Source organism: Solidesulfovibrio fructosivorans JJ], from assembly GCF_000179555.1.
GTDB lineage: Bacteria > Desulfobacterota > Desulfovibrionia > Desulfovibrionales > Desulfovibrionaceae > Solidesulfovibrio > Solidesulfovibrio fructosivorans.
In genome coordinates this window covers 95,673-108,319 of record NZ_AECZ01000010.1, presented here as the reverse complement: position 1 = coordinate 108,319, position 12,647 = coordinate 95,673, and the positions used below count along the sequence as shown (strand labels likewise).

At 61.4% G+C, this 12,647-nt stretch carries 8 protein-coding genes, 1 other RNA gene and 1 pseudogene; 5 read left to right on the top strand and 5 right to left on the bottom strand.

The genetic code is table 11. The features are described from left to right. Positions 1–228: 228 nt before the first annotated feature. The 3 genes and pseudogenes from DESFRDRAFT_RS23250 to DESFRDRAFT_RS09150 form a co-directional block, all read right to left on the bottom strand. A pseudogene (locus DESFRDRAFT_RS23250) lies at positions 229–1,041 on the bottom strand (tyrosine-type recombinase/integrase). 172 nt (positions 1,042–1,213) lie between these two features. Continuing rightward, positions 1,214–1,570, bottom strand: a transfer-messenger RNA (tmRNA) gene (gene ssrA / locus DESFRDRAFT_RS21250). 52 nt (positions 1,571–1,622) lie between these two features. Further along, positions 1,623–1,868: a hypothetical protein gene (locus tag DESFRDRAFT_RS09150; protein ID WP_005993247.1), complete on the bottom strand. Its 246-nt coding sequence runs from the start codon at positions 1,866–1,868 to the stop codon at positions 1,623–1,625. Between the two features lie 1,014 nt (positions 1,869–2,882). On the opposite strand from DESFRDRAFT_RS09150, the gene DESFRDRAFT_RS09145 reads away from it, so the two are divergent. Then, positions 2,883–4,493, top strand: a complete 1,611-nt coding sequence (locus tag DESFRDRAFT_RS09145; protein WP_233489593.1) for a methyl-accepting chemotaxis protein — start codon at positions 2,883–2,885, stop codon at positions 4,491–4,493. Positions 4,494–4,652: 159 nt separating this feature from the next. Here the strand turns inward: DESFRDRAFT_RS09145 and DESFRDRAFT_RS09140 are convergent, their stop codons facing one another. Next, positions 4,653–5,132: a cyclic nucleotide-binding domain-containing protein gene (locus DESFRDRAFT_RS09140; RefSeq protein ID WP_005993243.1), complete on the bottom strand. Its 480-nt coding sequence runs from the start codon at positions 5,130–5,132 to the stop codon at positions 4,653–4,655. 172 nt (positions 5,133–5,304) lie between these two features. On the opposite strand from DESFRDRAFT_RS09140, the gene DESFRDRAFT_RS09135 reads away from it, so the two are divergent. Continuing rightward, positions 5,305–5,595 (top strand): YciI family protein, encoded by a 291-nt coding sequence (locus DESFRDRAFT_RS09135; RefSeq protein ID WP_005993241.1) that lies wholly within the window; start codon positions 5,305–5,307, stop codon positions 5,593–5,595. 106 nt (positions 5,596–5,701) lie between these two features. Further along, the gene (locus DESFRDRAFT_RS09130) at positions 5,702–6,703 is read left to right on the top strand and encodes an Lcl C-terminal domain-containing protein (protein WP_043794316.1); all 1,002 of its coding nucleotides are present in this window, start codon (positions 5,702–5,704) and stop codon (positions 6,701–6,703) included. A gap of 93 nt (positions 6,704–6,796) precedes the next feature. Here DESFRDRAFT_RS09130 and DESFRDRAFT_RS09125 read toward each other — a convergent pair whose 3' ends face one another. Further along, a complete protein-coding gene (locus DESFRDRAFT_RS09125; RefSeq protein WP_005993237.1) occupies positions 6,797–8,866 on the bottom strand; it encodes a HAMP domain-containing methyl-accepting chemotaxis protein in 2,070 nt (689 codons plus the stop codon). Positions 8,867–9,213: 347 nt separating this feature from the next. Between DESFRDRAFT_RS09125 and DESFRDRAFT_RS09120 the strand changes: the two genes are divergently transcribed. Both DESFRDRAFT_RS09120 and DESFRDRAFT_RS09115 read left to right on the top strand, forming a co-directional pair. Continuing rightward, positions 9,214–10,959 carry a PAS domain-containing sensor histidine kinase gene (locus DESFRDRAFT_RS09120; protein WP_233489590.1) on the top strand — a complete coding sequence of 582 codons (1,746 nt, stop codon included), beginning with the start codon at positions 9,214–9,216 and terminating at the stop codon, positions 10,957–10,959. Further along, positions 10,952–12,319 carry a sigma-54-dependent transcriptional regulator gene (locus DESFRDRAFT_RS09115; protein WP_005993234.1) on the top strand — a complete coding sequence of 456 codons (1,368 nt, stop codon included), beginning with the start codon at positions 10,952–10,954 and terminating at the stop codon, positions 12,317–12,319. Before DESFRDRAFT_RS09120 ends, DESFRDRAFT_RS09115 begins: the two co-directional genes overlap by 8 nt. The last annotated feature ends 328 nt before the right edge of the window (positions 12,320–12,647 follow it).

The following is a 12,647-nucleotide window of genomic DNA, read 5'->3' as shown; positions in this document are numbered from 1 at the left end:
GGTCTTGAGTATGAAGGTACGGGCCAGGAATACGGTATTGACAGCGTTGTGGCTGGAGCTATTATAGAATCAAGAAAGTTTAAAGAAGTGTCTTTCATCCAATTTTTGACATTAAAGCTAAGCAGTCTATCTTTGATATAAAACCAAGATTAAATTGTTTATAAATTCGTCTCGCTCTTGTGTTGCTATTTTTTTAATTTTATCCATTGAATGGAGCTGGTCTTCAAGTTATTTTATTGAATTTGTGAGGATGAAGTGAAGGCTTGTTGTGTATTTCGTCCATTCGGCATGGCGCAGTTCGCCGGGGCGCACGAACAGCATAGGGGCCAAGCGTAGGGCGCTCATGGTCATGAAAGAGCCCTGGTACGTCTCGATAGTCCGCAGCAGGGACGCCACGTCCCTGGGGTCGATGACGGAAGTGTGATGCTTTTCCTTGGAAGGGGGGATGGCTCCGCGCATGGCTCCGCGCAGGTCGCCGGAGATGTCGCGGTCAGCATGGCCAGACGCCACGGCGTAGCGGAAGACTTGGCCGCAGTTCTGCAAGGTCCGGTGCGCCGTCTCGATGGCTCACCGGGATTCGATTCGACGAATGGTGGTCAGTAGCTCCGGGGCCAGGATGTCGCGGATGGGGCGCGCGCCGATCCACGGGAAGACGTCCATCTCGAAGCGCCGCATGGTCCGGGCGGCGTGGCCGGGTGTCCAGTTCTCCTTGAACTTGGCGAACCATTCCCGCGCTACCTTCTCAAAGGTCACGGCGTCGGAGGCGATTTCGGCTTTTTCTTCCTTGCGGGCTTGGCTCGGGTCGATGCCGTTGGCGATGAGCTTACGAGCCTCGTCACGCCGCCCCCGAGCATCTTTGAGGGAGACGTCGGGATAGACGCCAAGGGAAATCCGGTTCTCCTTCCCGCCGATCCAGTAGCGCAGCCGCCACCATTTTCCGCCCCGTGGTGAGATTTCTAAATACAAGCCTCGCTCGTCCTTCAACCGGACAACAGACTTTCCTGGTTTTGCGTTAGAAATCGCTACGTTGGTAAGAGCCACCGGACAACCTCCTTGCGGAAAGTTGAGGAATTGGCGTGTTGTCCGGTTAGTTATCCGGTGAGTTGTCCGGATGTCAACGAACCAAAACGGAAGAAGCCGGACCTTGCGGACCGGCTTCTTGGCTGAAATTTCTGACTTTTTGAACCGTAACGGACGGTGTCGGATGGTCAGTTGGTGGAGGCGGGGGGAATCGAACCCCCGTCCGAGAATGCTCCGCTCCTAGCGTCTACAGGCTTAGACCGAAAAACAATCTCGCCTCAGGCAGGCCTTTCGGCCGGGCCGCCCTCGGCCAGTCCGTCTAAGGTCTCGCGCGCCCCCCAACGGACGAAGGTTTGCGCCAGCCTGATAGGGGTGGCGTCCCGGTTCGGCGTATCAGGCGTCAGCCGAGGGGACGCTGGCTGTCATTAAGCAGCCAGAGCGTAATCGTAATCGTTGGCAGTTAACCAGTTGCCGCGTGTTTTACGAGGCCTCGCGGCACCTCGACCTGCAACCAAGGCTTCACTATCCCCGTCGAAACCAGGGCGCCCCCGTCAAGATACTATGTATAACGCACACCGGCCAAAAGGCAAGTGGCCTCTCGGCTAAAACAGCTGCAAAAGCCCCTGGTAGCCGCGCTCCTTCATGCAGGCGTCCGTATCCAGTTTGCGCTGCCCGATGGGGCTCTCCGGAAAGGGCGGCGTGTTGACCGCAAGCGACGCCTTGCTGAAGCAATCGGAATAATCGTTTTCCACCGTGGCCTGTTCCACGCCAGCCTTGGAATACGGCGCGCGGGTGCAGCCGGCGGCAAGGGCAAAAAAGACAAGGAACGCCAGAATGGTAGGGCGCATGGCGAGTCTCCTCGCGTCGTCTGGATTAAGCGACGCGGCGCATGAGAGTGACAAAAAGGCCCTCTCGCGGCGTTACTGCGGCGAACAGGCCCGAACCTTCCGCTTTTTCTTTACCGCGTGCCATCGCTTTCGGGAAGTCTTTTTTCCGGCCGCTTCCGGGGCATTTGGCTCCCTGGCTTTCTTGAAGATGCCTGTGTCCGTCATCCCTGCTGAAGATTGTGTGAGGCGCATTGCGAGTCTTTCACCTTGCCGTGTCCACCCTTTGCGGTAGTGCCGCGTCATGAGAACTGGAATTCTTTTCCTAGCAATAACGCGGGTTCAGAACTGTTGTTGCCGCTATGGGATGGTGATAGCAGGAAATATATTTGTTATTTTTATCACAAAATAAGTCATTTTCCTATTGCGCGAGAGGTGTTTTTTTGTGATATTTTTCGCGAAAGTTGGGCTTTAAGGCAAAAGCGTTGCCTTCTGCTTGCTATTTCGCTATATACAAAATAATATAGTCAAGTTTTATGAAAGGGAACGGCTTGTTCCGGGCAGGGCCCGATATTGTCGTCATGTGAACGATGTTTTCATTTTGCATTGGAGAATAGTATGGGGCGAATGAGCATTAAGTGGTTGTTGATGACACTAGGTATAGCCAGCATCATAGGTGCAGCGCTCACCATATTTCTTCTCTATCTACAACAGGGACGGATGTTCGGGTATCTGGAATCGATCGGAAGTGTTGATAGCCCGCTGCTTTTCCACCTTCAGGATGTCTATGCCCAAGGTTTGCAAACGGAACAGGCCACACGCAATGTTATTCTCAATCCACAGGATCAAAAAGCCAAGGATAACTTTGCCGCTGCCGACAAAAAATTCCGTAAAGCTCTCGCTGCCGCCGCGTCATTGGCCACTGGTGATATGGCCAGGCAACTTTCCGGCATAGAACCACAATGGAATAAAAGTCATGATATCAAGCTACACTTGATGGAAATGGCCACAGCAGGAGACGTTTCAAAAGCCGTGGCCATGCTCAACACCGAAGAAACGCCGCTTTGGCGCATCATAAAGAAAACGGTGCTTTCCCTCATCACTATCCAGCAACGTGTCGCGGCGGACAACCTCAAGGCCATTGAGGCCGGAGAGACCTCGGTCTTCCATATGTTTCTGGCGATGGCCATTGTTTCGGTGATCTTGCTGTCGGGGCTGATCGTCTTCTTGATTCGCGGCCTCGGCCGGGGCGCGACGGCCATCATCACCTACGCCAGGACCATTGGCGGCGGCGATTTCAGCACCAAGCCGAAAACCGGCCTGCCGCGCGAATTCGCTCAGATCGCGTCGTCGTTGCAGGAGATGGTTCATTACCTGGAAACGTCGCTGGGCTATTACCAGGGAATCGTGCGCGGCATTGCCACGCCGTACGTCGTGGTGGACAACGAGGAAAAGTTGCAGCTCACCAACGACAGCCTCATGACCCTGATCGAACAATCCGGCACCCCGGAGCAGCATTATGGGGAAAATGTGGCCGGCTTTTTTTATGGGGATTCCACGCGCAAGACCGTACTTGCCACGGCCATGACCGAAAACAGGAACATCCGCAAAGAAGTCGTGATCACCTCCCGCAAGGGCAACGAGCGCAATGTCCTCATTGATGCGTCGCCGCTCTACAACACGATTAACGGGCAGCTGATGGGCTCGCTTTGTGTCTATTCGGATTTCACCGAACTGCGTCATGGCGAGGCCGCCATGCTGGCCCAGACCGGCCGCATGCGCGAAACGGCCCGGGAAGCCCAGGCCATCGCCGACAGCCTGGCCCGTGAGATCGAGGATCTGACGCAGCGCGTCAACATGGTCGAGAGCGGGGCCATGCAGCAAAAGGACCGCATCGGCGAGACCGCCTCGGCCATGGACGCCATGACCGAAGCGGTGACGGAAGTGGCCCAAAACGCCTCCGCCGCCGACGCCCTTGCCGAGACTGCCAAGGAAAAGGCGGAAACCGGGGCAGGGATGGTGGCCGGCGTCGTGGAGGCTATCCGCAACGTTAACAAGCTTGCCGATGAACTGCGGCGGGACATGGATGAACTCGGCGGTCAGGCCGAGGGCATCGGCAAGATCATGGGCGTCATTGCCGACATTGCTGATCAGACCAACCTGCTGGCCCTAAACGCCGCCATCGAGGCGGCCCGGGCCGGGGAAGCCGGCCGGGGGTTCGCCGTGGTGGCCGACGAGGTGCGCAAGCTCGCCGAAAAGACCATGGCCGCCACCAAGGATGTGGCCGGTTTTATCACCACCATGCAGCAGAGCACCCGCAAGAACATCGAAAAAACCGAGCAGACCAGCGTCGCCATCCAGGACGGCACCAAGAAGGCCAACGACTCGGGCGAGATGTTGCAGGAAATTGTGGGCATCGTGGTCAAGACCTCGGACCAGATCCGCTCCATGGCCACGGCCGCCGAGGAGCAGTCCGCCACGTCCGAGGAGATTCGCCGGGCCACGGAGGAAATCAACCGCATCGCCGTCGATACCCTGGAAGCCATGGCCGCCTCGGCCAAGGCCGTGGCCGAGCTTGGCGGACAGGCGCGGAGCCTGGAAAGCGTGGTCTCGGGCCTGGAATCCGGTCAGGAAGCCATTATGGCCTAGCGCAAGAGAAAAAATGCCATGATCCACGAGAGGGGAAATCCTTGAAAAAGGGTTTCCCCTCTCGCGTTTTTCTCTTCCTCACGTTCATACCGTTGGGGGAAGGAGAAGGGCGGTTGATATTTTAAAAAGCCTCGCAAACGGGGTAGGGGAGTATTTTTTCTAGGCGAGCAAGCCCACGAAACGGCCCGTCACCTGGCGCAGGCGGTGGCTCAAGACGCGGCCCACGGCGAAAAGCACCTTGATGGCGAGTTGCGGCTGCTCAACGGCCAGAGCATCGAACTGGTCACGGGTCAGGACCAGGAGGCGCACGTCGGTCTTGGCCACCACTGTGGCGGAACGGGGTTCATTGTCGAAAAAGGCGATTTCGCCGATGACGGCGTCCCGGCCCAGCTCGATAATGTGGCGCTCGGGCGCGTTGCTGTCCTCTTTCTGGATGGTCGCCACGCCCTCGGCCATGAAGGCCAGCGAATTGGCCTTGCGGCCTTCCTGGATGACGACCGTGCCGGCCGGGAAGGCGCTTTCCTGGACATAGGCGGCGAGAACCCGAATTTCCCCGGCGGTGAAGTCGGCCGCGAGCTTGAGTCCGTCGAGGCGTTCGGCGATGGCCGCGATTTCCGCTTCCCGTTGTTCCTCGTTCACCTTGCCCTCCCAACGGTGGCCGCGACGGCGGCGTGTTGCCTGCTTCCTTGCCAGCTTTCGAGGGCTACCTTATACGCCTTTGTGGCAAGAAAAAAGGGCGAATGCGCCGGTTTGGGGGCTTGCCTTCCATTCAAGCGGCGCATCCGGCCTTTGTTGCCAAAGGAGATGCCCCATGTTCGTCGTCTTGCTGACCTATGAAAAAGGCCTTGATGTCATTGACGCCCTGCTCGCCGAGCACATCCGTTTTCTGGAGGCCCAGTACGCGGCGGGTGTTTTTTTGTTGTCCGGACGCCGGGAGCCGCGTACGGGCGGCGTGATCCTGGCCCGCTGCGAAAATCGCGAGGCCCTGCTGGCCATATTGGCCCGGGACCCGTTTTGGCGCGAGGGCGCGGCCCGTTATGAGGTGGTGGAATTCGTGCCGAGCATGGCCGGCGCAGGCTTGGACGCGTTGCTGCATTTCTGACAGCTGGTTTTCGCAAGTATCCGGCGTACGGCTTTTCCCACGCGCGGCGGCGGCCTTTGCGGGCCTTTTTCTGGCCATGCGACCCGTTGGCGGGTAGAATGGCCGGATGACTTTTTCAAGAACAGTGCTGCCGACCGGGCAGACGACCTGCCATGACGTGGACGGACGGGACGTTCCTTGCTCGGGCAGTGGCCAGGATGCGGCGTTTGCCTCCCCCTTGCTGCCTGCTGGGGACCGTTTCGTTGCGTCTGGCCCGGACCTGGTTGCCGACGCGCTGACCGGACTTGTCTGGCCCCGCGACGCCGGACTTGCCGGGTTCCCCATGCCCTGGGCCGAGGCGCTCGCTTTCGCCGCTGGCTGGGCCCGCGATGGGCGCTTCGGCCGGACCGACTGGCGGCTGCCCAACCGTCGCGAGCTGCGAAGCCTTCTTTCCTACGGGGCCGCGCGCCCGGCCCTTCCACCCGGACATCCTTTTCAAAACGTGTTTCTTGGCTGGTATTGGACTTCGACCACCGCCGCTCCCGCGCCGGGCTATGCCTGGTACGTCCACATGGAGGGCGGGCGGATGTTTTACGGCCGCAAGGACCAGGATTGCCTGTGTTGGCCCGTGGCCGGGGAGACGCTCTTGCCGCGCACCGGGCAGACCCGCTGTTTCGATGGAGCCGGGGAGGGGATCACCTGCGCCGGCACGGGGCAGGACGGGGAACTGCTTCGGGGGACGCTCTGGCCGACGCCCCGTTTCGAGACGCGGGACGCGAACGTGCTCGATCGGCTGACCGGCCTCCTCTGGGCTCGCGCGGCTGACGCGGCCAAGGGGACGGTCTCATGGGCCGAGGCGCTGGACATTGCCGCCGCCTCCGGCGAGGGCTGGCGGCTGCCCAACATCAACGAATTGGAATCCCTGGTCGATGCCGGGAGCGCCTTTCCGGCTCTGCCCGCCGGGCATCCCTTCACGCACGTGGGCGAAGCCTACTGGTCTTCGACCACCAGCGCCTTTGAAAAAAATTGGGCCCACGCCCTCTACCTCCACAAGGGAGCCGTGGGCGTGGGCTTCAAAAGCGGTTGGGATTTTCTTGTCTGGCCGGTTTGCGGGCCAGAAAATATCTAACAGGCTAAAATTTAAAAAAGTTTAGGAAGGGGAGTGTGCGAGAGGGGAAACTCTTTTTTAAAGAGTTTCCCCTCTCGCATGGCCTTTCTCTTTCTAAAACCGTTCGAAATCGTCGTCCGACGTTTCGCTCGACAGATTGAGCGAGACGCCGCTTGTGCCATTGGCCTGGGGCTTTACCGCCGTTTTTGCTGGCTTCGCCGCCGGCGCGGCCGGGCTGGCGGGCTTGGCGGCGGCCAGGGCTTTGGGCGCGGCGCGGCGCACTTGGTGCACCGTGTCCAGGCGGAAGTAGGAGACGGTCTCCTGGAGCTGAAGGGCCTGTCCCGAAAGTTCTTCGGCGGTGGAGGCCATTTCCTCAGAGGCCGAGGCGTTTTGCTGCACCACTTGGTCGAGCTGCTGGATGGCCCTATTGACCTGTTCGGCACCGGCGTTTTGCTCCACGCTCGAGGCCGCGATTTCCTGGATGAGTTCGGTCGTGCGCTGGATGTCCGGCACGATGCGGGCCAGCAGCTCCCCGGCGTTTTGGGCGATTTTCACGCTCGAGGAGGACAGTTCGCTGATCTCGCCTGCGGCGTTGCCGCTGCGTTCAGCGAGCTTTCTGACTTCGGCCGCCACCACGGCGAATCCCTTGCCGTGCTCTCCGGCTCTTGCCGCCTCGATGGCGGCGTTAAGGGCCAGCAGGTTGGTCTGGCGGGCGATTTCCTCGATAATGCCGATTTTTTCCGCGATCTGCTTCATGGCCGAAACCGTCTGGGCCACGGCTTGGCCGCCGCTTTCGGTATCCTTGGCCGTCTTGAGCGCCATCTGCTCGGTCTGCTTGGCGTTATCGGCGTTCTGGCGGATGTTGGCGGCCATCTCTTCCATGGACGAGGAGATTTCCTCGACGCTGGCCGCCTGTTCCGTCGCGCCTTGCGACAGGCTCTGGGTCGTGGCCGAAAGCTCCTCCGAGCCCGAGGCCACATTTTCCGCCCCGGCCTGGACCTGTCCCACGACATCGCGCAGTTTGGCGATCATGTGGCGCAGCGCCGCCGCCAAAGCGCCGATCTCATCCTTCTGGTCGAGGTCGATGGTCTGGTTGAGGTCGCCGGCCGCCAGCCCCTCGGCCGCCTTGACCCCGAGCAAAATGGGTTTGGCGATCATGCGGGCAATGACGAGTCCGAGCACCACGGCCAAGAGCACGCCGACGCCGATGCCCGAAGCCGACATGACCATCGCCCGGGAAGCGGCTTTCTCGCCGTCCGTCTTGCCTTTCTGGGCGGCGGCCAGGGAGTCGGCTATGAGTTCGTCGAGGAGCTTGAAGCAGCGGATCTGCTTAACCCGTGTGGTGACCATGGCCTGCTGGCGCATCTTGGCATAGACCTCCGCGATGCGGGCCACTTCGTCGGCCATTGCGGCAAACTGGCGCATGGTCTTTTCCACAGCCGGTTCGATTTCGTGCTGTATGAGGGCGATCTGTTCTTCGCGCGGGGCTTTTTGGGCGGCCAGCTCCTTGAGCTTGGCCACGGCCTTGTGCAGCGCCTCGTGGACGGGCTGGATTGCGGTCAGGCTTTTCCGAAAGACGGCGTTCTTGATATCGCGGCCTTCGCTGTTGCTCCATTGGCCAAAGGTGCAAGCCGTGGCGTCATCCCCGCCGGAAAAGGGCGTACCGGAAAGGGCCAGGGCCCAGGCGTTGGCCAAAAGCTTGTAGTGGTCGCCCCGGAACTTGGCGATCTTGCCGCTTAACGCGCCGGGATCCTTGAGATCGGATTTATCCCATTCCTTGGCCGCGGCAAAGGTTTCGTTGTTGATTTTGACCCATTCCTGCCAGGCTGGCACGAATTCTTGCCAGAGGCGCTTGGCCGCATCGGATTTGGGCAGCTTCTCGTATTCGTTCCAGGCTTCATGGTAGCTGTCGCGGACACGGGCGACGTTGTCGTACTGGCGTTTTCGGTCCTCTTCGGGCAGGCCGGGCACGAGCATGGTCCGCTGGGCCACGCGGACGGATTCGCCGGCGATTTTTATGAGCTGCAGGTCACGCACGGCCGGCATGTTGACGTCTGTTACCGTGCTTAATTGATGAGAAACAGCCGAGAGTCCCGCCAGCCCTACCAGCCCGACAACGAGCGTGATGGCGGCGCTGAGAAGGAAGCTTCCGATGAGTTTGACCCCGAGCTTCAAATTCCGCATGAAATACACCCCCTTGCCGGATTGTTCCACAGAAGACGCTTGCTGATGATTTCCCAAATTTCCTACGGCGGCGAGTGACGGCTTGTCAAATTTATCCGCTGCGTTTTGTGACGATTTCGGACAGCCCTGACGGTGACCATCGTCATGATCCCTGGAATGTTCCATGCAACCGTGGCTCCGGCGGGCCCTTTCCTCTCTGGACCGTCGCCTTTCTGGACAGATACGGTTCTTTGGTGTATAAAATTTAATCGACATGCATGATTTTTATGCAAAATAGATTGTCCACTCGCGGGAAACGCGCGCTTGCGTTTTTCAGAAAAAATCCCTTTCGCGGGGCGTCGTCGCCCTTGCTGGTCATTGGTGCGGCCGCGATCCTGGCGGCGGTCGTCATCGCCATGGCCGTCATCGACCTGGGCCGGGAAAAGCAATACGTCACCCAGCTGCTGCTGGAAAAAGGCGCGGCCCTGATCAAGGCCTTCGAAGCCGGAACCCGCACCGGCATGCGCGGCGGGTTCGGAGCCAATATCCGCCTCCAGCACCTGATCGAGGAAACGGCCAACCAGCCCGGCATCTTCTATATCGCCGTCACGGATACCGACGGACGCATTCTGGCCCACAACAACGCCGCGCGCATCGGCGACCAGCTTTTCAGCCCCAAAGCCATGCGGGAGCTGGCTCCGGACGCCACGGAAAAATGGCGACTGGCCAAAGAGGACGATGGACGCGAGTCCTTTTTGGTCTACCGGCGTTTCATTCCCTCGGCGCGGGGAGGCGGGAGGGGACTCCACGGCTTTCACGGCAATCATTCCTCCATGCACAACCCTGGTTTTTTCTGCACCGACGACTGCGACGTTCCCGGAGGCCGGCGCGACTTGCGCGGCATGCCGCTCATCATATTCGTGGGCCTCGACGTCGCCCCCATCGAGGCCGCCCGCCGGGTCGATCTGCAAAACACCCTGACCACGGCCGGCGTGCTGCTGGTGCTCGGACTTGGCGGCGTATTGGCCCTTTTCTGGGCCCAAAGCTACCGCGCACAGCGCCGGGCTTTGCGCCAGACCACGGCCCTGGCTTCGGAAGTGGTGGCCGCCATGCCGGCGGGGCTGTTGCTCGTGGCTCCGGACGGCCGGGTGGCCATGGCCAACGGCGCGGCCGAAAGCCTGGCTGGCGTTGCTTCCGGGGATCTCGTCGGCCGGCCGGTCGGCGAGGTGCTGCCGCCCGATATCCTGGAAAACGAGGAGGGCGGCGAACGCCAGATGGACGTGATTGTCGGCGGCGGCGGGCCCATTGCCCTTGGCGTTGCGGTTTCCGCCGTGCGCACCGAGGAGGGGACTCCGGTGGGGTCGCTGGTCGTCCTGCGCGACCTACGCGAGATGCGCCGCCTGGAGGCCGAGATCCGGCGGCGGGAGAAGCTGGCCGCCGTCGGCAACCTTGCCGCCGGAGTGGCCCACGAGATCCGCAATCCCTTGAGCTCCATCCGGGGCTACGCCGCCTATTTCGGGGCCAAGTTCGCCCCGGGCAGCGAGGACCGGCAGGCGGCCGAGGTCATGGTCCGCGAGGTGGACCGCTTAAACCGCGTCATTTCCGAACTGATCGAATTCGCCCGCCCCTCGGACATCAAGCGCCGGCCTGTGCGCCTGTCCGAGCTGGCGTCCCACGCCGCCCGGCTGACCCTGCCGGACGCCACGGCCCGGGGCGTGTCCGTGGACATTGCCGGCGCGGTCGAAGGCCCGGAAATCTTGGCCGATCCGGACAGGCTCACCCAGGCGCTGCTCAATTTGTGCCTCAATGCCATCCAGGCCATGCAGGCCGGCGGCGTCATGACCTTGGCCACGGGTACCGCCCCTGACGGACGGGCGTTTCTGTCCGTGGCCGATACCGGCGGCGGCATCGACGATATGGAGCGCGACCGGATTTTCGACCCGTATTACACCACCAAGCCGCATGGGACCGGACTGGGTCTGCCCATCGCCCACAAGATCGTGGCGGCCCACGGCGGCGAAATCGTCCTGGCCGCGCGGCCGGAAGGCGGCACCGTGGCCACGGTGTACCTGCCGTCCGACTTTCGGCGGACGAAGACGGAGCATCATGAATAAGGCGCAAATACTTGTGGTTGACGACGACGCCGGGCACCTGTCCATGCTGCGCACGGTGCTTTCCGGTTGGGGTTTCGTCCCCCAGGGGGCGTCCGACGGCGAGCAGGCCGTGGCCATGGTCCGGGAGAAAGCCTACGACGCCGTGCTGCTCGACGTGCGCATGGCCGGCATGGGCGGCATGGAGGCCCTTTCGCGCATCAAGGAGTACAACCCTTCGGTGCCGGTCATCATCATGACGGCCTACTCCTCGGTCGAGACGGCCATCGCGGCGCTCAAGACCGGAGCCTACGACTACCTGACCAAGCCGCTTGACCTCGACGTGTTGCGCCTGACCCTCGAGCGGGCGCTGGACCACATGCGTCTGGCGGCGGAGAACGCCTCGCTTCGCGAACAGCTCGGCCCTTCGGCCGGGGGGCAGGAAATCATCGGCAAGTCCAAGGCCATGCGCGATCTGTTCAACATGATCGGCCTGGTCGCCCCCACCGAGGCCACGGTGCTCATTACCGGGGAATCCGGCACGGGCAAGGAGCTTGTGGCCAAGGCCATCCACGCCGGCAGCCCCCGGGCCTCGGGGCCGCTGGTGGCCGTCAATTGCGCGGCTTTAAGCGAGACGCTTCTCGAGTCCGAGCTGTTCGGCCACGAGAAAGGCGCTTTCACCGGGGCCGAGCGCCGCCGGGAAGGACGGTTCCTGGCCGCCAACAAGGGCTCCATCTTCCTCGACGAGATCGGGGAGATCGCCCAGCCCATCCAGGCCAAGCTGCTGCGCGTGATCCAGGAACGCGAGATCCAGCGCGTGGGCGGCGACAAGCCGGTGGGCGTGGACGTGCGCATCCTGGCCGCCACCAACCGCGACCTCAAAAAAGAGGTGGAGGAGGGGCGGTTTCGCGAGGACCTTTATTACCGGCTCAATGTCGTGAGCATAACCGTGCCGCCCCTGCGCGAACGCGCCGAGGACATCCCGCTCCTGGCCCAGTTTTTCCTGGCCCGTTTCGCCGAGAAAAACCGTAAGCGCATCAAAGGGTTCACCCCTTCCGCCATGGACAATCTCATCCATTGCCCCTGGCCCGGCAACGTGCGCGAGCTGGAAAACGCCGTGGAGCGCGCGGTGATTTTGTCCGTCGGCGAGTATGTTTCCGAGCGCGAGCTGCCCCTTTGCGATCCCATCGGGACAAAGGCGGACGCCGGGGCGGGCGCTGGCGATGTGGGTGGGCTTACCGGACGCGCCCTCGACGATGTGGAGCGCGAGGTCATTCTGGCCACCCTCGAATCCTGCGGCGGGAACAAGAGCGAGACGGCCCGCGTGCTCGGTATCACCCGGGCGACCCTGCATAAAAAGCTCAAGAAATACGGTGATGATTAGGCCCTTTTGCCGCGGCCGGGTCGCGATGCCGGCCACGCCGTTTCGCCCGTCTGGGGGGCTTGGCGGGCGTTTTTTGTCGCCCCGTCTGCCGGCAAAAGGGGGGCGCTTTCTCCCCGCGCAAGCCATGCCCTTGTTGCATCCCGGAAGAAATCCGAGCATATTTTAAGGGGATTTTCCTTTCGGGGGCCTTGAAATGCCTCTCCAGACAAAATGCCCCGGGGAGACACGGCACGGGCGTAACGGCATGGCGAAAAGCCGCTTGCGGGCGCACGGCGCATGTGGGCCTCCCGCGTCAGGCAGGCGCAGCAATCGGGTGGACATCCTTCAT